The organism is Pseudomonas sp. MOIL14HWK12:I1, assembly GCF_000510705.1.
Classification (GTDB): domain Bacteria; phylum Pseudomonadota; class Gammaproteobacteria; order Pseudomonadales; family Pseudomonadaceae; genus Chryseomonas; species Chryseomonas oryzihabitans.
Window position 1 is genome coordinate 60372 of record NZ_AZNY01000003.1, and the last position, 21091, is coordinate 81462.

The following is a 21091-nucleotide window of genomic DNA, read 5'->3' on the forward strand; positions in this document are numbered from 1 at the left end:
GCCCTAGCCGGCGGCGCTGCGCTGGAGGCGGGTGATCAGCCGGTCCAGGGCGTTGGCGAAGGCCTGGCGATCACGCTCGCCGTAGCCGGCCTGGCCCCCGCCCATCTGTCCCTGGTCGCGCAGATCGGTCATCAGATTGCGCATGGCCAGCCGCTGCCCCATGTTGCGCTCGTCGAATTCCTGACCACGCGGATCCAGCGCGGCCACGCCCTTCTTCACCAGCCGATCGGCCAGGGGAATGTCGCTGCAGATCACCAGGTCACCCGGCTGAGCCTGCTCGACCAGGTGGTCGTCGGCGGCGTCGGGGCCACTGGGGACCACCACCAGGCGGACACAGGCGAAGGGCGGCTTGATCTGCGGCTGCCCCGCCACCAGTACCACCTCCAGCTTGCGCTTGAGAGCGAACTTGCAGACCAGCTCCTTGGCGGCGCGTGGACAGGCATCGGCATCGATCCACAGGATCACGGGAATTTCTCCGGCAAAAGCCCAGGATACCGCGCTACGCCGACGCACCCCAGCGCAGCGGCGCGGTCGGACAGGGATAGCGACCTGACTGGAGTCCCCCATGACTTTCTGGCAACGCCTGGCGCAGCCCGCCCAGGCCCTGGTGTATGGCGCCACCGGCGGCCTCGGCCTGGCCCTGTGCGAACAGCTGCTGGCGCGTGATGACGTCGCGCGGGTCTGGGCCTGCGCGCGCCACGCCGAGACGCATGACGGCCTGGCCGCGCTGGAGCGGCAGCATGGCCCGCGCCTGCGCCGCCTCGACATCGATCCGCTGACCACTGTCGATCTGGCAGCCCGGCTGGGGGACGAGACGCCCCGCCTGAATCTGCTGCTGTGCGCCTCGGGGCTGCTGCAGGGCGAACGGGCGCGCGCCGAGAAGAGTCTGGCGCAGGTGGATCAGGCCGGGCTGCTGGAAAGCTATCTGGCCAATGCTGTGCTGCCGCTGCTGCTGATCCGCCAGCTGACGCCGCTGCTCAAGGGCCAGCACCCCTGTCAGATCGCGGCGCTGTCAGCGCGGGTCGGCTCCATCGGCGACAACCAGTTGGGCGGCTGGTATGGCTATCGGATGGCCAAGGCGGCGCTGAATCAGGGGCTGCGCTGCGCCAGCATCGAGCTCACCCGGCTCAATCTCCAGAGCTGCGTGCTGGCCCTGCATCCCGGCACCACGGACACGGCGTTGTCCCGGCCTTTCCAGGCGCGGGTGCCGGCGGACAAGCTGTTCACGCCCGCCTATGCGGCAGAGCGCCTGCTGGCGGTGCTGGCCGCCCGTACGCCGGCCGAGACCGGCAGTTTCTGGGATTGGCAGGGGCAGCCGGTGATCTGGTAGCGCCCGGCTTCAGACCGCAGCGCGGCGCACCGTGGACAGCAACGCGGCCGCCGCGAGGAACAGGCTGGCGAATACCCGGTTGGTGATGCGCTGCTGGCGCGGGGTGCGCAGCAGGGTCAGCACCCGGGCAGCCAGCCCGGTGTAGCCCGCCATCACGATCAGGTCGACGCTGACCATCGTCGCCCCGATGATCAGATACTGCGCGGTCAGGGGCGCGTGGGGATCGACGAATTGCGGCAGCACCGCGAGCATGAAGATCAGCGCCTTGGGATTGCTGACATTGACCAGGAAACCGCGCATGACCAGGGCGCCGATCCGCGGTGGCAGACGCTCGCCGACCACCTGTTCACCCAGATCCATGGGCGCCGCGCGCCACTGGCGGAGCGCCAGGTAGGCGAGATAGGCCACACCGAACCACTTGATCAGGGTGAAGGCCAGCTGCGAGGTCGCCAGCAGGGCGCCGACGCCCACGGCAACGATGGCGATCTGCAGCGCCAGTCCCAGCTGCAGACCGATGGCCGTCCAGTAGCCACGGCGGAAGCCCAGGGTCACGCCGGCGCTCATGGAGGCGATCGCCCCGGCTCCGGGCGAGAGACTGATCATCCAGCAGGCAATGAAGAAACCGGTCCAGACCTGCAGACTCATGGGTTCACCTGTCGAGATGGAAATCGAAGGAGCCGTCGGCATCGCGCCAGCGACGGACCGACTTCTGGAAGAACTGGGTGTTGGGAATCTGCACCAGGGCGCCTTCCTGGTTGTCGTCCAGTTCCTGCAGGGTCACGAAGAGCATGTTGATCGCCACCACCCGGCCCTTGATGCCGGGTTTGTCCGAGGCGTCCAGCACCTCGATGCGATCGCCCAGGCGGAAGGGGCCGACGGTAAAGATCAGCACCGCGCAGAACAGGTTGGAGAGCACGCTCCAGATGGCGAAGAAGGCCACCGCGGCCACGGCGACGAAACCGGAAATGGCCGTCCAGAGCACCGCTGCGGACACCCCGAAGCGCTCCAAGGCCATGAGGATGGCACTGCCCATGATCAGCCAGCGCAGGGTGCCGCGCAGGCCGAGGACGATCTGCGGCGGCAGCGGATAGCGTTCACCCAGGCCGGTGACGGCGCGGGCCACGATGCGCTGCAGCACATAGCCGATCAGCAGTACCAGGGCGACCTGGCCGGCCACCAGCAGGTAGTCGCCCCACCCCGGCAGCCAGGTGTGCAGCCACTCGGTCATCAGGCCCCCTCGAGTTCGGCTTGCAGGCTTTCCAGCCGTTCCAGGGCCTCCAGCCACTGCTCTTCCAGCTCGGCTTCGCGGGTCTTGGCCGCGGCCTGGTCGGCCAGCGCCTGGCGCAGTTCTTCCTTGCGCGCGGCGTCATAGAGGCCGCTGTCACCCAGACGGGCTTCCAGGGCGGCGAGCCTTTCCTGCAGCTTGCCCAGCTCGGCTTCCAGCTTGTCGGCGGCCTTCTTCAGCGGTGCCAACTGCTGTCGCAGGGCGGCAGCGGCCTGGCGCTGGGCCTTGCGATCGGTCTTGTCGACCGCGGCGCCCTCGCCGGCGGCGAGGCCCGGCTCCTGGCGGGCGCGGAAGTCCACCAGCCAGCGGCTGTAGTCGTCCAGATCGCCGTCGAAGGCCTGCACCTTGCCATCGGCCACCAGCAGGAATTCGTCGGTGGTGCTCTTGAGCAGATGACGATCGTGGGAGACCACCAGCACCGCCCCGGCGAATTCCTGCAGGGCCAGGGTCAGGGCCAGGCGCATGTCCAGGTCCAGGTGGTTGGTGGGTTCGTCCAGCAGCAGCAGATTGGGCTTCTGCCAGGCGATCAGCGCCAGGGCCAGGCGCGCCTTTTCGCCACCGGAGAAATTCAGCACCGCCTCGTCGCAGCGCGGACCGCGGAAATCGAAGCCGCCGAGGAAGTCGCGCAGGCTCTGTTCGCGCTCGCCGGGGGCGATGCGTTGCAGGTGCAGCAGGGGACTGGCCTTGGCGTCCAGCGAATCGAGCTGGTGCTGGGCGAAGTAGCCAATGGCCAGGTTCTCGCCGCGCTGCAGCCGGCCGCCGAGGGGTTCGAGTTCGGCGGCCAGGGTCTTGATCAGGGTCGACTTGCCGGCGCCGTTGGGGCCGAGCAGGCCGATGCGGGCGCCTGGTGTCAGCTGCAGCTTGACCGGGTGCAGGATGGTGGTCTCGCCGTAGCCGAGTCGGCCTTCGGCCAGGTCGAGCAACGGACTGGACAGCTTGTCCGCCTCGCGGAAGACGAATTCGAAGGGCGAATCGACATGGGCCGGCGCCAGCTCTTCCAAGCGTTCCAGGGCCTTGATCCGGCTCTGTGCCTGACGGGCCTTGGTGGCCTGGGCCTTGAAGCGGGCGATGTACTTCTCCATGTGGGCGCGCTGGGCCTGCTGCTTGTCGTAGGCCTGCTGCTGCTGCGCCAGGCGCTCGGCGCGAGTACGCTCGAAGCTGGAGTAGCCGCCGCGATAGAGCACGAGTTTCTGCTGGTCCAGGTGCACCACATGATCGACCACGGCATCGAGGAAGTCGCGGTCGTGGGAGATCAGGATCAGGGTGCCGGGATAGCCCTTGAGCCAGTCTTCCAGCCAGAGAATGGCGTCCAGATCCAGGTGGTTGGTGGGTTCGTCGAGCAGCAGCAGGTCCGAGGGGCACATCAGCGCCTGGGCCAGGTTGAGGCGCATCCGCCAGCCACCGGAGAAGTCGCCGACCTGGCGCTCCATCTGCGCGGCGGTAAAGCCCAGACCGGCGAGCAGCTTGCGGGCCCGGGCATCGGCGGTATAGCCGTCGGCGGCCTCGAAGTCGGCATGCAGCCGGCCAAGGGCGTCGCCGTCCTGGGCCGCTTCGGCCGCCGCCAGTTCGCGCTGGATGCGGCGCAGGTCGATGTCGCCGTCCAGCACATAGTCCACCGCCAGCCGCTCCAGGGTATCCACCTCCTGACGCATGTGGGCGATGCGCCAGGCCGCCGGGATGTGGCAGTCGCCGGCATCGGCCCCGAGCTGCCCGCGCAGCAGGGCGAAGAGACTGGATTTACCGGCGCCATTGGCACCGATCAGACCGGCTTTCTGGCCGGGATGCAGGGTCAGTTCAGCGTTTTCGAGCAGACGCTGGGGACCACGCTGTAGAGTAAGGTTCTGTAGTCGGATCATGGCGGCGGAGTGTAGCAGCTCCACCACCCACGAACGGGGAGGCGGACATGCAAGAGGACCTGTGGGAATTCGCGTTGGCAGTATACGCCCGGCCCGGCGTGGAAGGCGCCTGTTTGCGTCTGCAAGAGGCCGGCGCCGACGTCTGTCTGGTGCTGACGGCGCTCTGGCTGGATCGCCGCAACTGCGCACTGGATGCCGAGGGCCTGGCCCGGCTGCAGCGCGCCTCGCAGCACTGGCAGGACACGGTGGTACGCCCCCTGCGCCAGTTGCGCCAGGCCTGGAAGGCCGCGTCCAGCGCGGACGAGAGCCTGGCGGCCCTGCGGGAGCAGCTCAAGGGACTGGAATTGGCCGCGGAACGTGAACAGCTCGCGCGTCTGGCACGACTCGCGGGCCATTGGCCGTGTCGCGGGGCACAGGGCCCGGGGGATTGGCTGCACGCGCTGGCACCGCGCGAGGCAGCCGCAGCGGACCTCGACCTGCTGGCCGAGGCCGCGCGGGGGAACCGGGGCTAGACCGACGCCAGCCGCGGTTGCTGGTGCGAGGTGTGCAGCACCTCGATCAGGCAGTCTTCGAGTTCGAAGCGCTCGCGCAGGGTTTCGCCCAGCAGCTTGAGTTCGATGGTCAGCAGACCCGGGTCCCGATAGGCCCCGCGCTCGAATCTGTCGTTGAAGTTCAGAGCGGCGTCGGTCAGGGCCTGCAGGCGCGGATAGACGCTGTCGGCGAACTCGATGGCGCGCTCGTCCTGGAATTCCCGGGCTTCGGCCACCAGTTGCTCGTAGATCTCGAAATGCGCGGTGGACATGTAGTCGACCAGCATGTCGCAGAGCCGCTCCAGTTCGCTGACCTCGCGCACCGGTCCCAGCAGGGGCTCCATGTCCAGGGTTTCGTAAGCGGTCACCAGCTCGCGGCGGGCAATCAGCCAGCGGTCGATCAGCTGGTGGACCCCACCCCAGCGTTCCTGGGCATTGCGGCAGGTTTCTAGCATGACGGCAGCTCTCTATACGGGCGAGACGGTCCGGGCGCAGGCGCCCGGCTGTTATCAGGAACTATACCGACATCGCCTCGCCAGGCGAGTGCCGTTGCTCGGAGAAAGCTCAGCGACGGCGGAAGATCTTGACCAGGCTCAGGGCCATGAGCAGCACGAAGGCCAGCAGGCTCCATTCCGGGATGCTCAGACCGAACAGCGTCCAGTTGACCTCGGCGCAGTCGGCGGTGCCGTGCAGGACCAGGCGGATGATTTCCTGGAAGGGCAGCGCCTGCATCATGTAGTCGAGGCTCGGCAGGCAGGCCGCCAGCTCTTCCGCCGGGACCGTCTGCAGATAGACCTGGCGGCCCGCGGTGGCGGCGCCGGCGGCGGCCAGCAGCAGCAGGACCACGCCATAGATGCGTCGTCCGCGCTTGCCCGGCGCCTGGATGCCGGCGATCAGCGCCACCACCCCGACCAGGATGAAGAAGATCCGTTGCATGACGCACAGCGGGCAGGGCTCGAGGCCGACCACGTGTTCGAGATAGAGACCGACGCCCATGAGCACCGCACAGGTGGCGGCCATGAACAGAAAGATGAAGCGGGGACTAGTCACGGACGCGCCGTCTCCAACAGGGAATTGGGACGTTACGGTAGAGAAAGCCCGGGCACCTTTCAAGGACCCGGGCAGACGAGCCGCGCCGTCAGACTCGCGGCGTCGGCAGCGAAGTGGTGTCGGACTCGCGCCACTGGCTCTGCAAGAGCTGCTGGCTGCGGTCTACATCGCCCAGCTGGATGGCCACCCGGGCCAGTTCGCCGGCGGTGACCGCGGACGGCCGCTGCGCCAGACTGCGCTCCAGATATTCGCGCGCCTTGCCCCACAGCTGGTTGTTCATGCACAACCGGCCCAGGGCCAGCAGCAGCACCGCATCCTGGGGGCGCTCCTTGAGCCAGCCTTCGGCGTGGTGCAGCGGACGACTGGCATCGCGCGGACGCAGCTGGCCATAGAGCTCGACCAGGCGCTCGTCCCACTGGCGATTCAGGGTGATGTGCAGCACCTCTTCGGCCAGGTCGTCGCGGCCGATGGCGCGCAGCTGACGGGCATAGGCCAGCACCACCGAGGCATCGCCCTTGAGCGCCGTGGGCACCTGCTGCCACTGGGCATCCACCGCCGATTCCGCGCCCTGGGCGGGCACCTCGTCGAGGGTCGCGATCCATACCTTGCGCTCCAGGTCGTCCTGCTCCTGAGGGCGCAGCACCTGCTGCTTGCGCAGTTGCGGCAGCAGGGCGATCAGTGCCGGCCAGTCGCGCAGGGTCACCTGCAGGCGCTGCAGTTGCAGCAGCACCTCGCCATTCTTCGGATACTTGGCCTGCAACGGCGCCAGGCTGTCACGGGCTTCCAGATACTGGCCGCGGTCGATCTGCAACCGGGCCTGCTGCAGACCGATGGCCAGGTCGGCCTGGGGCTCGCGCTCGCGGGCCTGGCGCAGCAGGCGGTCGCGTTCTTCGAGGTCGCCCAGTTCGTTGGCGGCGCGGGCGGCGCCCAGCAGGACGAACAGCGGCTGGTCGGCGTGCTCGGCGGCGCCTTTCAGGTGCTTGAGGGCACCGCTCCAGTTGCCTTCGGCCAGTTCCAGCTGACCCTTGTGGCGCGCCTGCTCCAGGCGGCGCTGGCGATTGTGCCGCGACCAGGGGTTGAGCACCTTGCCGGTCAGGCCCAGGGCGCCCAGCACCAGCTTGAGGATGTAGAGCGCCAGCCAGACCGCCACCAGCAGGGCCAGGAAGGCCCAGAGACTCGATTCGTAGCGGAAGTTGCTGTAGGACAGCAGCACGTAGCCCGGCTCCTTGGCCAGCACCACGGCAACGCCCAGGCCGACGAGCAGGGCGAACAGGAACAGCAGGTACAGGCGCTTCATGGGCGATTCTCCTGAGCCGCGCCGGCGGCGGCATTGTTCGGCTGGATTTGCTGACGCTGGGCGATGTAGGCCTGCAGCGCGGTCAGGGCAGGCGTCAGGTCAGGGGCCTCGAAGGTGACCGGCCGCTCGGCCAGCTCCTGCAGGCGCAGCTTGACCGCACGGCTGTCGGGATTCTGGTTGTTGAAGTGGGCGGCGAGGACGTCTTCGGCCTGCTCGATGGAGAGCCGGTAGACCTCCTGATTGCCATTGAGCACGGCCCACTGCGCCTGCTCCAGCGCCAGGCTCATGGCCAGGCGCACCTGGGCCAGGGATTCCTCGGCCAGCAGCGGACGAATCGGCTGGTCGGCGGAAAAGTCGATGCGGAAGTAGCTGGAGATGCGCTGGCGGAAATCCTGCCACCACTGCTGCAGGGCATTGCTCGGCGGTACCGCGGCCTTTTCGACGCCGGGCTGGTCGGCCACGGTGGTGGAAAAGCGTGGCGGCAGGGGTTCCAGGCTCTGCACCTGATTGCGCAGCGATGCCAGCTGGACGAATTGCCCGGTGCGATCCAGGTCGGGCAGCTGGCGCAGGGTCTGCTGGGCATTGGCCAGTTGCTGGCGGGCGGCGAAGGCGGCCGGATCGTTCTGGGCCTTGAGGATGTCATCGACACCCTGCAGCAGATTCTGGGCGCTGGGCACGTCCTGCAGCGCGGTCATGCGCAGGGTGGCCATGCGCAGCAGGTGCTCGGCCTCGGTCAGGCGCCAGGCCTGGCGACTCTGGCCGACCACCTCCTTGAACTGTTCGGCGAGGTGCTGCTGGTCGCCCTGCAGCTCACCGAGCTGACGGCGGCGCTCTTCCAGCTCGTTAGCCGAGGGCAGGCGGCCCAGATCGGCACTCAACGCCTGGTTGCGCATTTCCAGCTGGCGCAGCTGGCTGCGCAGATCCTCGGCCTGAGCGGCCTGGCTCTGCTCGGCCTGACGCACCTGCTGCAGTTGCCAGACGCTCCAGCCGCCGACACCCAGGCCACCGGCGGCCACCAGCAGGGCCAGCAGCGCCAGACCGGACGCCTTGCCCGAGCCCTTGCGGCGCACGCTTGCCGGTGGGGGGGCCGGCGGCGGCGAGGCGGGAGTCACGACAGGATCGGGAGAGACGTCGTCGGCGCGGGGGGCTTGAGTTTCGCTCACGGGAATTCCTTGTAGGGTCAATCCGGATGGTGATGGGCAAGCGCGGCGATCAGGGCGCCGGCGCTGGCGCCCTGGCACTCGATGATGAGCTCGCAGCCGCTGGCACGAGCCAGTTCGGCCACACGGGCGCTGGGTACCAGCAGGGGATAACGGCGCACCGCGGGCCAATCCGCACCCGCACAGGCCTGCAGATGCGCGAAACCCTGCCCACTGCTGACCATGATGGCATTCAGGCGTTCCGCTGCCAGGGTCTCTAGGACCTGCCCTGCGGGGTAGTCCGGGCACTGGCGGCGATAGAGTTCGAGCACCTCGACGCGGGCGCCGCGGGCGGTGAGGGTGTCGACCAGCAGGTCACGGCCGCCCTCTCCGCGCAGCAGCAACACCTCGGGCGCCGGGCGCTCTAGGGCTTCCTGCAAGGCCGGCAGGGCCAGCAGGCCTTCGCTGTCCTCACGCTGGGGATGGTGCACCTGCAGTCCATAGTCTTCGAGCACGGCGGCGGTGGCCGCGCCCACGGCGAACCAGGCCTGCAGCGGCGGTTGCGGCCAGTACTGGTCGAGGGCGGCGAGGCCCAGGCGGGCCGCCGGCTTGCTCACCACCAGCACGGCGGCATAGCGATCGAGATCGAGCCAGAGCGAGCGCTGTTCGGGGGTTTCCGCCAGGGGCTGCAATTCCAGCAGCGGCAGGCTGGCCGTGGCGATGCCCACCGTGTCCAGGGCGGCGGCCAGGGGTGGATTCTCTTCCGCCGGCCGGGTCAGCAGCAGTCGCCAGGCGCTCATGATGCGCCGGAGGCCCCATAGACGGCATCGAGAATGCCCTGGGCGCCCTGGGCCAGCAGGTCTTCGGCCACGGTCACGCCCAGTCCGGCCGGGTCGTTCAGCGGGCCGCGGGCCTCGGCACGCAGCAGCAGCCCGCCATCGGGCTGGCCAACCAGGCCGCGCAACCAGAGCAGTTCGCCTTCCTGCACCGCATAACAGGCGACGGGCACCTGGCAGCCGCCATTGAGACGGCGATTCAGAGCGCGCTCGGCGGCGACGCGGCGTTCGGTGTCGAAATGGTGCAGGGGTTCGAGCAGCGCATGGACCTCGGCATCGTCGGTCCGGCATTCGATGCCCACGGCGCCCTGGCCGCCTGCCGGCAGGCTGTCTTCGACGGTCAGGTATTCGCGGATGCGCTCGGCGAAGCCCAGGCGGATCAGCCCGGCCGCGGCCAGGATGATGGCGTCGTAGTCATCGGCATCGAGCTTGGCCAGGCGGGTATTGACGTTGCCGCGCAGAAAGCGGATCTCGAGATCCGGGCGCAGGGCCAGCAGCTGGGCCTGACGCCTCAGGCTGGAGGTGCCCACCACACTGCCCTGGGGCAATTCGGCAAGACCGGAATGGCGATTGGAGACGAAGGCATCGCGCGGGTCTTCCCGCTCGCAGATGGCATACAGCCCGAGACCTGCGGGGAATTCCATGGGCACGTCCTTCATGGAGTGCACGGCAATGTCGGCGCTGCCGTCGAGCAGGGCGTTTTCCAGTTCCTTGACGAACAGACCCTTGCCGCCGATCTTGGCCAGGGGTGCGTCGAGCAGCTTGTCGCCGCGACTGGTCATGGGCAGCAGACTCACCCGCAAGCCCGGGTGGGCCGCTTCGAGGCGGGCTTTCACATAGTCGGCTTGCCAGAGTGCCAGGGCACTCTGGCGCGTGGCGATACGGATTTCGCGGAGCATGGACATTACCGGCACGTCAGATTGCCGGCCATGATAGCAGGTCGACCGACGCCCCTCCCCCGCTGCGCGCCGGTCGCCAACCCGCGAGCGACGTCAGATGCTGTGCATCAGGCGGCGCACACCGGCCACATGACGGCGGCTGACGGTCAGGGCGTCGCCGTTCATGCCCTTGAGGAACAGCTGGAAGTGGCCCAGGGGCGTGCGCTGCAGGCGCTCGATGCGCTCGCGGGAGACCAGCGCATTGCGGTGTATGCGCACGAAGCGCTCACCGAATTCGTCTTCCAGCGCCTTGAGCGGTTCATCCAGCAGTACTTCGCCGCCAGAGTGTCTCAGGGTCACGTACTTGTGGTCGGCGATGAAATAGACCACGTCATCCAGGGGGATCAGCTCGATGCCCTTGCGGGTCCGGGCGCTGATATGGCTGCGCGGGCCAGGGCCACCGCTGGCCGGCGGCTTGGTCAGGGCGGCCAGCTGCATCCGGTTGGGTCGCTGGGCCTTGCTCAGGGCAGCGGCCAGGTCCTCCTGCCGCACCGGCTTGACCAGATAGCCCACGGCGCTGACCTGGAAGGCGTCGAGCGCGTATTCGTCGTGGGCGGTCACGAAGATCACCGCGGGCGGCGACTCGCGCTCGCAGAGACGCGCGGCCACCTGCAGACCGTCCAGACCCGGCATGCGGATGTCGAGCAGGACGATATCGGGCTTGAGGTTTTCAACCAAAGCGAGGGCTTCCTCACCGTTGGTGGCTGTTGGCTCCAGGGCGGTATAACCGTCCAGTTGCCCCACCAGACGGGCCAGACGCTCGCGCGCCAAGGGTTCGTCATCGACGATCAGGACATTCATAAGCTCAGGCTTCCCGCATGAGTCGCTCGCATGGATAGCGAAGAGACGTTGTATGCCGCTGGTCGCGGCGTTCGATTTTGAGACTCGCAGCTGGTCCGAAAAGTGCCGTCAATCGCGCCTCGATATTGCTTAAAGCTTGACGGGTGCCCTTGGGTGGGCGTGGCTGCTGCTCCACCTCGGGGTCATAGGGGTTGCTGATGACCAGCTCGAACACCCCCTCCCGGTAGGTGGCGAAGATGGTGACCAGGCCCCCTTCGATGCGCGGCGCCACACCATAGATCAGGGCGTTTTCCAGCAGCGGCTGCAGCGTCAGCTGGGGAATCGGCAGATCCGCCGGCACCCCGTCCACGTCCCACTGCAATTGCAGGCGATCGCCCAGGCGCAGGCGTTCGATCTCCAGATAGCGCCGCGAGAGCTCCAGCTCCTCGACCCAGCGCACCTTGGTGCCGGGCTGGGCCAGGCTGGCGCGAAACAGCGCCGACAGGTCCAGCACCGCGCGCTCGGCCTTGTCGGCGTCCAGGGCGACCAGGCTGGCGATGCTGTTCAGGCTGTTGAACAGGAAATGCGGGCGGATGCGCGCCTGCAGCGACTCGATGCGCGCCTGCAATTCGGCCTGCTGCTGGCGGCGCCACTGGCTCTGCAGCCAGAAGTAGCGCAGCAGCAGCATGGACATGATCAGGGCGATCAGCGCGTGCCTCATGTACAGCCGCACCTCGCCGACCCGCTGCAGCGGTCCGGCCAGCTGCAGCCAGTCGGCCACCAGGGTGCAGAGCAGGGTCAGGGCCACCACGATGGCGCAGCAGAAGCCACCCGCCACCACCGGTCTATGGCGTGCCAGCCAGGGCCGCAGGCGACAGAGCAGCGCCGCCGACAGCAGCACGATCCACTGCACGAACAGCGACACCAGCGCCAGGCGGATCCAGTTGAACTGCAGGGTGAAGGGTTCTGCCAGCACCAGGACCAGCACCAGCAGCTCGGCCAGCACCACCAGCACGAGCAGGGCCTCCGGTTCGCAGAGCGCCGGGACGAAGAAGTCGTCGACCTTGACCGGTCGGGGGGTTTTGCGGCGTTCGAGTATCATGGAGGCAGTGTGGGTCAGATACCACTCGTCGGCAAGTCGGCTCCGTTGAATCGGGCCGGCACCCGCTCAGGACTGCTATCATCGGCCCCCTCCTTTCCTTACCGACAAGCCCAGCAGCAGGCCGATCCATGAGCAGCGAAAAAACCAACCAGTCCTGGGGCGGACGCTTCAGCGAACCCGTCGACGCCTTCGTCGCCCGCTTCACCGCCTCGGTGGACTTCGACAAGCGTCTCTACCGCCACGACATCCTCGGCAGCCAGGCCCATGCCCGCATGCTGACCCAGGCCGGAGTGCTCAGCGAAGCCGAGCGCGATGCCATCGTCGCCGGACTGGACGAGATCCGCGGCGAGATTGAGGCCGGCACCTTCGAGTGGCGCGTCGACCTGGAAGACGTGCACATGAACATCGAGGCGCGCCTGACCGAGCGCCTGGGCGTGGTCGGCAAGAAGCTGCACACCGGTCGCAGCCGCAATGACCAGGTGGCCACCGACATCCGCCTCTGGCTGCGCGACGAGATCGACGCCATCCTCGCAGAGCTCGACCGCCTGCAGGCAGGCCTGCTGCAACTGGCCGAGACCGAAGCCGACACCATCATGCCCGGCTTCACCCACCTGCAGACCGCGCAACCCGTGACCTTCGGCCACCACCTGCTGGCCTGGTTCGAGATGCTCTCCCGCGACCACGAGCGCCTGGTGGACTGCCGCAAGCGCGTCAATCGCATGCCCCTGGGCAGCGCCGCGCTGGCCGGCACCACCTACCCCATCCAGCGCCAGGTCACCTGCGAGCTGCTGGGCTTCGAGGCCATCGGCGGCAACTCCCTGGACGGCGTCTCGGATCGCGACTTCGCCATCGAATTCTGCGCCGCGGCCTCCCTGGCGATGATGCACCTGTCGCGCTTCTCCGAAGAGCTGGTGCTCTGGACCAGCGCCCAGTTCCAGTTCATCGACCTGCCCGATCGCTTCTGCACCGGCTCCTCGATCATGCCGCAGAAGAAGAATCCCGACGTGCCCGAGCTGGTACGCGGCAAGACCGGCCGGGTGTTCGGCGCCCTCACCGGCCTGCTGACCCTGATGAAGGGCCAGCCGCTGGCCTACAACAAGGACAACCAGGAAGACAAGGAACCGCTGTTCGACGCCGCCGACACCCTGCGCGACTCCCTGCGCGCCTTCGCCGACATGGTCCCGGCCATCAAGCCCAAGCGCGAGATCATGCGCGAGGCGGCCCGCCGCGGCTTCTCCACCGCCACCGACCTCGCCGACTACCTGGTGCGCAAGGGCCTGCCCTTCCGCGACTGCCACGAGATCGTCGGCCATGCGGTCAAGTACGGCGTGGACAGCGGCAAGGACCTGGCCGAGATGAGCCTGGACGAACTGCGGCGCTTCAGCGATCAGATCGAGCAGGACGTCTTCGCCGTCCTGACCCTGGAAGGCTCGGTCAACGCCCGCGACCATATCGGCGGCACCGCCCCGGCCCAGGTCCGCGCCGCCGTGCAGCGCGGCCGCGCGCTGCTGGCCCAGCGCTAGCGCCCGCCGCTGCGCTTCTCGCCTACCCCTCCGCGGACGGGCGAGAACGCCGCCGGCCGAAGACCCCACCCCTGCCGCTCATCGGCCGCGCCAAAGGGCACAAGGGTTCCCTCCACCGCCCCGCAGGCGCCTGGTCCGACGGCAAGGGCTCTAGGCCAGGGGTCTCCGCGCAGGAGGCCTGAAAGCCGGTCGGACGAGCGCCGACCAGCCGTTGATAGGTACGACGACTGGTGCTCAGGAAGGGGACCCGGCAGCCGATACTGGAGGCTTGACCAGCCGTTCGAGTCAAGTCTCATGCGCCTTTCAGCCTGTTCCCTCCTGCTTTGCGGAATGTTCGCCGCGGCTTCCAGCCAGGCCGCCCTGCCGCCGCCGCTGCCACAGACGCTCACCTGGCATGTCCAGCTGAACGGCGTGCTGCAAAAGCCCAATCGCACCCTCTACGACATCGATCTCTATGACACCAGCAAGGCGGTGATCGCCAATCTGAAGGGCAATGGGAAGACGGTGATCTGCTATTTCAGCGCCGGCACCTGGGAAGACTGGCGGCCCGACGCCGCCCTCTATCCCAAGGCCGCCCTGGGCAAGGCGCTGGACGCCTGGCCGGGCGAGCGCTGGCTGGACATCCGTCGCGCCGACGTCCGCGTGCTGCTGGCCAAGCGGCTGGACCTGGCCGTGCAGAAGGGCTGCCAGGGAGTGGACCCGGACAACGTCGATGGCTTCAGCAACCCCAACGGCCTCAAGCTGACCCGGGCCCAGCAGCTGGATTTCCTCAACTGGCTGGCCGACGAGGCGCACAAGCGCAGTCTGCTGGTGGGCCTGAAGAACGCCGTGGACCTGGTGCCGAGCCTCTACACCAAGTTCGACTTCGCCCTCAACGAGAGCTGCTACGACTACGCCGAGTGCAACGCCTACAGCTACTTCCGCACCCAGAAGAAGCCGGTGATGATCATCGACTACGGCCTCTACAGCACCAAGCGCTGCAGCCAGGCCAAGACCTCGGGCTACAACCTGCAATTCTACCCGCTGTCGCTGGCGGCGCTGGGCACCGCCTGCAAGTAGCCGCGAGAGCCTATTCAAAGGCTCGCGAGCTAGAGCCAAACAAGGCGAAAAGGCCTGAGGAAGCGGAGTTTACGAGTGGTAAATGAGCATTCCGAAGGCCTTTTCAACGTAGTTTGGCCGACGCGCAGCAGACTTTGAGCGGGCTCTCAGTCGAGGCCGGCCTTCTTGTGCGACCGCTGCCCCAGCGCGATCCAGTCCAGATCGCCTTCGCCCTGGGCGACGGCCTCCAGCAGGTTGTCCCTCAGGACGCTGGCGAAGGGTAGCGGCACCGCCTTCTCCTGGCCGGCCGCCAGGGCCAGGCCGACGTCCTTGAGTCCCAGGCTGAGCTTGAAGGCCGCCGGCGAGAACTTTCGCTCGGTCAGCAGGCGCCCGTAATTCTGGTACACCGGCGCGGCGAACAGGGTGCTGGTGAGGATCTCCAAGAGTGCCGCGGGCTCCACGCCATAGCTGCGCGCCAGGGCGGTGCTCTCGCCCATGGTCTCGATGGCGCTGGCGATCATGAAGTTGCCGGCGATCTTGACCACATTGGCCTGCCGCGGCTCCGCGCCCACCGGCCAGGTCTTGCGCCCCAGCACATCGAGCAGTGGCTGGACCCGCGCGATCGCCTCAGGATCCCCTGCCACCACGATGTTGAGCTGGCCACTGGCGGCCACGTCGGTGCGCCCGAACACCGGCGCCGCCACGTAGCCCACGCCGGCCTCGGCATGGCGCGCGGCCAGTTCGTCGACCAGGGCCACCGACAGGGTGGCCATGCTGACGTGGACCAGCCCGGCCTGCGCCCGCTGCAGGGCGCCGCTGTCGAGGATCACTTCGCGGGTAGCGGCGTCATTGGCCAGGATGCTGAAGACCACCTCGGTCTCGAAGGCCTCCGCGGGCGACGCCGCCGCGCGGGCACCCTGGGCGACCAGGCCCTGCACCGGCTCCGGGGAGCGATTCCAGACCACCACCTCATGACCGGCCTTGAGCAGATTGGCGGCCATGCCCTGGCCCATGCCGCCCAGGCCGATGAATCCGATACGCATAGCTTTGCCTCCTCGAGGTGCGATGGATGCCGCCGGCTACAACCAGCGGCGAAATTTGAACCAGGCATAGGGAATCAGCGCCGAGACCACCATGGCGCCCAGCGCCAGCGGATAGCCGAAATGCCAGTCCAGCTCCGGCATGACCTTGAAGTTCATGCCGTAGATGGTGCCCACCAGGGTGGGCGGCAGGAACAGCACCGAGGCGATGGTGAACACCTTGACGATGTTGTTCTGCTCCACGCTGATCAGGCCCAGGGTGGCGTCGAGCAGGAAGCCGATCTCGCCGTTCATCTTGGCCTGGTAGTCGCTCAGCGAGCGGACGTCGCGTTCCAGCGTCTTGAACCAGGTCTTGGCCGTGCCGGAGATCCAGGTCGCCCCCGCCCGGCGCAGGTAGGAGACGATGCGATTGATGCCCAGCAGGCTCTCGCTGAGCTGCGCCAGCAGCTGGTTGCTGCGGCCCAGTTGCTTGACGATGGATTGCAGGTCGGTCTTGGGCTGCTGCTTTTCCTGTTGCGGATCCAGGGGTTCGCGAAACACCGCCTTGGCCAGGCGATTGAGGTGCGCCTGCACCGATTCGAGGATGTCGGCCACGCGGTCCACAAGGCTGTCCAGCAGCGAGGCGAAGATGACGTCGCTGCGACAGTGCTGCCGTGCCTGCTGCTGGGCCTTGCCGAGAAAGGCCTTGAAGGCGGCCAGCTCGGCGTAGCGCACCGTCACCAGCCAGTCGGGGGTCAGTACGAAATTGACCACCGAGGCCTGCGGCTGATGCTCACTGAAGCCGCTGACCACCGTGGTGGTCAGGTGCAGGGCCTGGTCGGTCTGATAGAGTCGCGAGGATTCCTCGATCTCGGCGATTTCTTCCCGGGTGGGGATGTCCATCGCCAGCGCCTGTTCGAGATAGCGTTCCTCTGCCTCGCTGGGGTCGAGCAGATCGACCCAGAGCAGATCCGCGGGCAGCGGGTCTCCCGGCGACAGGGGCTGGGCGACCAGCTCGTCGGCGGACAGGCGATAGCAGGTGATCATCGAGAAGACTCCAGGCCGGCATCAGGGGTCGCACTGTAACAAAAGGTATCCAGACATGATTGACCACGCCGATGACGAAGAATCCTTTGTCTCCTCGCATCTAATCGAAGCGGTGGAGAATCAGCTTGCCGCCGGCGAGCCGAGCTATGTGCAGGCGGTACTCAACAAGCTGACCCTGGTCGGCTATGACCGCGAGGAAGCGGTGCTGCTGATGGCCCAGGCGCTGTCCTGCGAGATCGCCGCCATGCTCGATGCCGACCGCCCCTTCGACGGCGCCCACTACGAGCGCCTGTTGCGAGCCCTGCCGGACCTGCCCGAGATCGCGGACGACTAGGCCTCGGCCGGCTCCAGCGCCAGCAGCTCCACCTGCTGCTCCTTGCCACCCGGCACCGGCCAGCTCAGGTGCTCGCCGGGCGTGGCTCCGAGCAGCGCGCTGCCGGCCGGCGCCAGCACCGAAACCCGTCCCTCGCCACCGGCGTCCTCCGGATAGACCAGCACCACCTGGTACTCCTTGCCGGTATCGGTCTCGCGGCAGCGTACGCGCGAATTCATGGTCACAACCGCGCCGATCTCCTCGGGCGCCACCACCCGGGCCTGGGCCAGTTCCTCGTCCAGGGCCTCGGCCACGGGGCCGAATTCGGGCAGGGCATCGAGCAGGCGTTCGAGACGGGGCAGGTCGACGGCGGAAACGGTAATGGGCGATGCGTGGCGCATGGCGGACTCCTGGAGGACGAGACGGTGCGATCCCCGCCGCGGGAGGCGGCCGGACCACCGGGGATGACGGGCGGCAGGCGCCCAGCGGGAAGCCGCCTGAGGCGGCAAAAGAAAACGGCGCTCGAAAGGCGCCGTCAGGTCACGCTAGCACAGGGGTCTCGGCAGCGGTCAAGCCGCACCGACCGCAGGTCGTTACAGCCCCGGCAGGGCCACGCTCTCGCCGGTCTGCTCCAGGGTCACCCGCACCAGCAGCGCGCCGAGGGTTTCGGACGAGGTGTCGCAGATCCAGTTCTGGCCATCCCAGTCGAAGTGATAGCCACCCGAGCGCGCCGCCACCCAGAGCTGCACCAGCGGGGGCTGGCGGCTCAGAATGACCTGGCTGCCGTTGTCGAACTTGATCGTCAGCACGCCACCGGCATTTTCCAGATCGAGGTCCAGACCGCTGTCGTCATAGGCGTCCTCGACCTGACGCTGGGTCTGGTCGACGAGGTGATGGAATTGCGCTTCGCTGAGCCGGCTCATGACGATCCTCGAAAGAAGGGAAAGAATCGCCGCACGGTAGCGGGCCGCCCAGATGACGTCCAGTCGCGACGGCGGCCGGCAGCTGCGCTTCAGCCATCCGGGCGTGTCAAAGAGTCGTTCAACCCCGTTATACTCCGGGCAATATTCGCCTGAATAAAGGTTTAGCGTCATGAAGCGCCTGTCTCTTCTCTTCATCGCCTGCGCCTGCCTGCTGGCCGGCTGCGGTCAGAAAGGCCCGCTGTACCTGCCCGACGACCAGAAAGCCGCCAAAGAACACCGCCACGACGTGTTCTAAGGAGCCACCATGGAAGTCTTCGCTGTCCGTGCAGGTGAACTGCATGCGGAAGGGGTAGCCCTGAGCGCCGTGGCGCAGGAATTCGGCACCCCCGCCTACGTCTACTCGCGAGCGCACATCGAGGGCCAGTACCGCGCCTATACCGATGCGCTGGCCGGTCTGCCGCACCTGGTCTGCTTTGCCGTCAAGGCCAACTCCAACCTCGGCGTGCTCAACGTCCTGGCCCGTCTCGGCGCCGGCTTCGACATCGTTTCCCGCGGTGAACTGGAGCGCGTCCTGGCCGCCGGTGGCGATCCGCACCGGGTGGTGTTCTCCGGGGTCGGCAAGACCCGTGACGACATGCGCCGCGCCCTGGAAGTGGGCGTGCACTGCTTCAACGTCGAATCCACCGACGAGCTGGAACGGCTGCAACAGGTGGCCGCGGAGCTGGGTGTGGTCGCGCCGATCTCGCTGCGGGTCAATCCCGACGTCGACGCCGGTACCCATCCCTACATCTCCACCGGCCTCAAGGAAAACAAGTTCGGCATCGACATCGCCGACGCCGAGGCGGTCTACGCCCGCGCCGCCGAACTGCCCAACCTGGACATCCTCGGGGTGGACTGCCACATCGGCTCCCAGCTCACCACCCTGCCGCCCTTCCTCGACGCCCTCGACCGCCTGCTGGCGCTGATCGACCGCCTCGCCGAGCGCGGTATCGTCCTGCGCCATCTGGACCTCGGTGGCGGCCTGGGCGTGCGCTATCGCGACGAGCAGCCGCCGCTGGCCGGCGACTACATCCAGGCCATCCGCGAGCGCATCGCCGGGCGCAACCTGACCCTGGTGTTCGAACCCGGCCGCTTCATCGTGGCCAACGCCGGTGTCCTGCTGACCCGCGTGGAATACCTCAAGCACACCGCCCACAAGGACTTCGCCATCGTCGATGCGGCGATGAACGACCTGATCCGTCCGGCGCTGTACCAGGCCTGGATGGCGGTGGAGCCGGTGACCGCGCGCCAGGGCGATGCCCGCCGCTACGACCTGGTCGGCCCCATCTGCGAGACCGGCGACTTCCTCGCCAAGGACCGCGAGTTGGTCCTGGCCGAAGGCGATCTGCTGGCCATCCGCTCCGCCGGGGCCTATGGCTTCACCATGAGTTCCAACTACAACACCCGTGGCCGTGCCGCCGAGGTGATGGTGGATGGCGACCAGGCGCACCTGGTCCGTCGGCGCGAGACGCTGGAAGAACTCTTCGCGGGCGAGAGCCGGCTGCCGGCCTGAGGGGAGTTCCATGCAACTGCGCTTCACCAAGATGCACGGTCTGGGCAACGACTTCATGGTCCTCGACCTGATCAGCCAGCACGCGCACATCCAGCCCAAGCACGTCCGTCTGTGGGGTGACCGCAAGACCGGCATCGGCTTCGATCAGCTGCTGATCGTCGAAACCCCCAGCACCCCGGACGTGGACTTTCGCTATCGCATCTTCAACGCCGATGGCTCCGAGGTCGAACAGTGTGGCAACGGTGCCCGCTGCTTCGCCCGCTTCGTCTTCGACAAGCGCCTGACGGTCAAGAAGCAGATCCGCGTCGAAACCAAGGGCGGCATCATCGAGCTGCTGCTCAAGGGCGACGGCCAGGTCCGCGTCGACATGGGCGCGCCGCGCCTGCAGGCGGCCGAGATCCCCTTCATCGCCGAGACGGAGACCCTGAGTCATGCCGTCCAGGTCGAGGGCGAGACGGTCGAGCTGGCGGTGGTCTCCATGGGCAATCCCCATGGCGTGCTGCGGGTCGCCGACGTCGACCAGGCGCCGGTACTGACCCTCGGGCCCAAGCTGGAATGCCATCCGCGCTTTCCGCAAAAGGCCAATATCGGCTTCCTGCAGGTCATCGACGCCCAGCGCGCCCGCCTGCGGGTCTGGGAACGCGGTGTCGGCGAAACCCGCGCCTGCGGCACCGGTGCCTGCGCCGCCGCGGTAGCCGGTATCCGCCAGGGCTGGCTGAAATCGCCGGTGAGCATCGAATTGCCGGGCGGCCTGCTCAACATCGAGTGGGATGGCGTCGGTCAATCGGTGCTCATGACCGGTCCGGCCATCCGTGTCTACGAAGGCCAGGTAAGAGTATGAGCGACACCCCCGAACTGACCGCGGACCAGGTCGCCGACTGGCTGCTGGACCATCCGCACTTCTTCGCCGATCGCGAAGAGCTGCTGGCGGAGATGCGCGTGCCCCATCAGCGGGGTACCGCCATCTCCCTGGTCGAGCGGCAACTCGGTCTCTTGCGCGATCGCAACGGCGAGATGCGCCATCGCCTGACCCACCTGATGGACGTGGCGCGGGACAACGACCGGCTGTTCGACAAGACCCGCCGGCTGATCATCGGCCTGCTCGACGCCAACAGCCTGGAAGAGGTGATAGGCACCGTCGAAGACAGCCTGCGTCATGAATTCAAGGTGCCCTACGTCGGCCTCATCCTGTTCCACGAGCATCCCCTGCCGGTCGGCCGCAGCGTCACCCCCGCCGAGGCGCAAAAGGTGATCGGTGGCCTGCTGGGCGGCGAGAAGACCACCAGCGGCGTCCTGCGCGCCCACGAACTGGCCTTCCTGTTCGGTGACTCGGCCAAGGAAGAGGTCGGCTCCGCCGCCGTCGCCGCCCTCTCCCACCAGGGCCTGCATGGCGTCCTGGCGATCGGCAGCCCCGATCCCCAGCACTATCGCAGCAGCCTGGGCACCCTGTTCCTCAGCCATGTGGCGGAAGTCCTGGCGCGGGTCCTGCCGCGCTTTCCCGTCCCCTTGCGTACGGTGCGCTGAGCCCGGGAG

Annotated in this window: 25 protein-coding genes; 9 read left to right on the forward strand and 16 right to left on the reverse strand. The window is 67.6% G+C overall.

Going from position 1 to position 21091, the window contains the following annotated elements:
* Window positions 1-3: 3 nt before the first annotated feature.
* Window positions 4-465, reverse strand: a complete 462-nt coding sequence (locus PSEK12I1_RS0100255) for a YaiI/YqxD family protein (RefSeq protein WP_017639406.1) — start codon at window positions 463-465, stop codon at window positions 4-6.
* A gap of 100 nt (window positions 466-565) precedes the next feature.
* Here PSEK12I1_RS0100255 and PSEK12I1_RS0100260 point away from each other — a divergent pair, with 100 nt between their 5' ends.
* A complete protein-coding gene (locus PSEK12I1_RS0100260) occupies window positions 566-1330 on the forward strand; it encodes an SDR family NAD(P)-dependent oxidoreductase (RefSeq protein WP_027600337.1) in 765 nt (254 codons plus the stop codon).
* Between the two features lie 9 nt (window positions 1331-1339).
* On the opposite strand, the gene PSEK12I1_RS0100265 is transcribed toward PSEK12I1_RS0100260, so the two are convergent.
* The 3 genes from PSEK12I1_RS0100265 to PSEK12I1_RS0100275 are packed head-to-tail and all read right to left on the reverse strand — an operon-like array spanning window position 1340 to window position 4471.
* The gene (locus tag PSEK12I1_RS0100265; RefSeq protein ID WP_027600338.1) at window positions 1340-1975 is read right to left on the reverse strand and encodes a LysE family transporter; all 636 of its coding nucleotides are present in this window, start codon (window positions 1973-1975) and stop codon (window positions 1340-1342) included.
* A gap of 4 nt (window positions 1976-1979) precedes the next feature.
* Window positions 1980-2558: a mechanosensitive ion channel family protein gene (locus PSEK12I1_RS0100270; RefSeq protein WP_027598178.1), complete on the reverse strand. Its 579-nt coding sequence runs from the start codon at window positions 2556-2558 to the stop codon at window positions 1980-1982.
* Complete coding sequence (locus PSEK12I1_RS0100275) at window positions 2558-4471, reverse strand: ATP-binding cassette domain-containing protein (protein ID WP_027600339.1); 1914 nt, start codon at window positions 4469-4471, stop codon at window positions 2558-2560. Before PSEK12I1_RS0100275 ends, PSEK12I1_RS0100270 begins: the two co-directional genes overlap by 1 nt.
* Before the next feature lie 47 nt (window positions 4472-4518).
* On the opposite strand from PSEK12I1_RS0100275, the gene PSEK12I1_RS0100280 reads away from it, so the two are divergent.
* The gene (locus PSEK12I1_RS0100280) at window positions 4519-4983 is read left to right on the forward strand and encodes a TIGR02444 family protein (RefSeq protein WP_027598176.1); all 465 of its coding nucleotides are present in this window, start codon (window positions 4519-4521) and stop codon (window positions 4981-4983) included.
* Here the strand turns inward: PSEK12I1_RS0100280 and PSEK12I1_RS0100285 are convergent.
* The 8 genes from PSEK12I1_RS0100285 to PSEK12I1_RS0100320 all read right to left on the reverse strand — a co-directional run bounded on the left by PSEK12I1_RS0100285 (window position 4980) and on the right by PSEK12I1_RS0100320 (window position 12143).
* Window positions 4980-5456 carry an Rsd/AlgQ family anti-sigma factor gene (locus PSEK12I1_RS0100285; RefSeq protein WP_007161363.1) on the reverse strand — a complete coding sequence of 159 codons (477 nt, stop codon included), beginning with the start codon at window positions 5454-5456 and terminating at the stop codon, window positions 4980-4982. The genes PSEK12I1_RS0100280 and PSEK12I1_RS0100285 overlap by 4 nt on opposite strands.
* A 109-nt stretch (window positions 5457-5565) precedes the next feature.
* A complete protein-coding gene (locus tag PSEK12I1_RS0100290) occupies window positions 5566-6051 on the reverse strand; it encodes a disulfide bond formation protein B (RefSeq protein ID WP_027598175.1) in 486 nt (161 codons plus the stop codon).
* An 88-nt stretch (window positions 6052-6139) separates the two neighbouring features.
* On the reverse strand, window positions 6140-7348 hold the full coding sequence (locus PSEK12I1_RS0100295; RefSeq protein ID WP_027600340.1) for a heme biosynthesis HemY N-terminal domain-containing protein: 1209 nt from the start codon (window positions 7346-7348) through the stop codon (window positions 6140-6142).
* Entirely contained in the window at window positions 7345-8511 is a 1167-nt protein-coding gene (locus PSEK12I1_RS0100300) for a uroporphyrinogen-III C-methyltransferase (RefSeq protein WP_042135286.1), read from the reverse strand. The genes PSEK12I1_RS0100295 and PSEK12I1_RS0100300 overlap by 4 nt, the downstream gene beginning before the upstream one ends.
* A gap of 17 nt (window positions 8512-8528) precedes the next feature.
* Window positions 8529-9287: a uroporphyrinogen-III synthase gene (locus PSEK12I1_RS0100305; protein ID WP_027600341.1), complete on the reverse strand. Its 759-nt coding sequence runs from the start codon at window positions 9285-9287 to the stop codon at window positions 8529-8531.
* The gene (gene hemC / locus PSEK12I1_RS0100310; protein WP_037006537.1) at window positions 9284-10222 is read right to left on the reverse strand and encodes a hydroxymethylbilane synthase; all 939 of its coding nucleotides are present in this window, start codon (window positions 10220-10222) and stop codon (window positions 9284-9286) included. The genes PSEK12I1_RS0100305 and hemC overlap by 4 nt, the downstream gene beginning before the upstream one ends.
* 93 nt (window positions 10223-10315) lie before the next feature.
* Entirely contained in the window at window positions 10316-11062 is a 747-nt protein-coding gene (locus PSEK12I1_RS0100315) for a LytTR family DNA-binding domain-containing protein (RefSeq protein WP_007161369.1), read from the reverse strand.
* A 4-nt stretch (window positions 11063-11066) separates the two neighbouring features.
* Complete coding sequence (locus tag PSEK12I1_RS0100320) at window positions 11067-12143, reverse strand: sensor histidine kinase (protein WP_007161370.1); 1077 nt, start codon at window positions 12141-12143, stop codon at window positions 11067-11069.
* A gap of 128 nt (window positions 12144-12271) precedes the next feature.
* Between PSEK12I1_RS0100320 and argH the strand changes: the two genes are divergently transcribed.
* Window positions 12272-13666 (forward strand): argininosuccinate lyase, encoded by a 1395-nt coding sequence (gene argH / locus PSEK12I1_RS0100325; protein ID WP_027598170.1) that lies wholly within the window; start codon window positions 12272-12274, stop codon window positions 13664-13666.
* 330 nt (window positions 13667-13996) lie between these two features.
* The gene (locus PSEK12I1_RS0100330; RefSeq protein ID WP_027598169.1) at window positions 13997-14725 is read left to right on the forward strand and encodes an endo alpha-1,4 polygalactosaminidase; all 729 of its coding nucleotides are present in this window, start codon (window positions 13997-13999) and stop codon (window positions 14723-14725) included.
* Window positions 14726-14871: 146 nt separating this feature from the next.
* On the opposite strand, the gene PSEK12I1_RS0100335 is transcribed toward PSEK12I1_RS0100330, so the two are convergent.
* Complete coding sequence (locus tag PSEK12I1_RS0100335) at window positions 14872-15747, reverse strand: NAD(P)-dependent oxidoreductase (RefSeq protein ID WP_027598168.1); 876 nt, start codon at window positions 15745-15747, stop codon at window positions 14872-14874.
* Between the two features lie 36 nt (window positions 15748-15783).
* Window positions 15784-16770, reverse strand: a complete 987-nt coding sequence (locus tag PSEK12I1_RS0100340) for a magnesium transporter CorA family protein (protein WP_007161374.1) — start codon at window positions 16768-16770, stop codon at window positions 15784-15786.
* 55 nt (window positions 16771-16825) lie between these two features.
* On the opposite strand from PSEK12I1_RS0100340, the gene PSEK12I1_RS0100345 reads away from it, so the two are divergent.
* Window positions 16826-17104 (forward strand): hypothetical protein, encoded by a 279-nt coding sequence (locus PSEK12I1_RS0100345; RefSeq protein WP_027600343.1) that lies wholly within the window; start codon window positions 16826-16828, stop codon window positions 17102-17104.
* On the opposite strand, the gene rnk is transcribed toward PSEK12I1_RS0100345, so the two are convergent.
* Both rnk and cyaY read right to left on the reverse strand, forming a co-directional pair.
* Entirely contained in the window at window positions 17101-17484 is a 384-nt protein-coding gene (gene rnk / locus PSEK12I1_RS0100350; RefSeq protein WP_007161376.1) for a nucleoside diphosphate kinase regulator, read from the reverse strand. The genes PSEK12I1_RS0100345 and rnk overlap by 4 nt on opposite strands.
* Before the next feature lie 192 nt (window positions 17485-17676).
* Window positions 17677-18006 carry an iron donor protein CyaY gene (gene cyaY, locus PSEK12I1_RS0100355; protein ID WP_027598165.1) on the reverse strand — a complete coding sequence of 110 codons (330 nt, stop codon included), beginning with the start codon at window positions 18004-18006 and terminating at the stop codon, window positions 17677-17679.
* A gap of 169 nt (window positions 18007-18175) precedes the next feature.
* Here cyaY and PSEK12I1_RS0100360 point away from each other — a divergent pair, with 169 nt between their 5' ends.
* The 4 genes from PSEK12I1_RS0100360 to PSEK12I1_RS0100375 are packed head-to-tail and all read left to right on the forward strand — an operon-like array spanning window position 18176 to window position 21082.
* Entirely contained in the window at window positions 18176-18301 is a 126-nt protein-coding gene (locus PSEK12I1_RS0100360; RefSeq protein WP_007161378.1) for a lipoprotein, read from the forward strand.
* Between the two features lie 9 nt (window positions 18302-18310).
* Window positions 18311-19558, forward strand: a complete 1248-nt coding sequence (gene lysA, locus PSEK12I1_RS0100365) for a diaminopimelate decarboxylase (RefSeq protein WP_027600344.1) — start codon at window positions 18311-18313, stop codon at window positions 19556-19558.
* A gap of 10 nt (window positions 19559-19568) precedes the next feature.
* Window positions 19569-20399 carry a diaminopimelate epimerase gene (gene dapF, locus PSEK12I1_RS0100370; RefSeq protein ID WP_027600345.1) on the forward strand — a complete coding sequence of 277 codons (831 nt, stop codon included), beginning with the start codon at window positions 19569-19571 and terminating at the stop codon, window positions 20397-20399.
* A complete protein-coding gene (locus PSEK12I1_RS0100375) occupies window positions 20396-21082 on the forward strand; it encodes a DUF484 family protein (RefSeq protein ID WP_007161381.1) in 687 nt (228 codons plus the stop codon). The genes dapF and PSEK12I1_RS0100375 overlap by 4 nt, the downstream gene beginning before the upstream one ends.
* The last annotated feature ends 9 nt before the right edge of the window (window positions 21083-21091 follow it).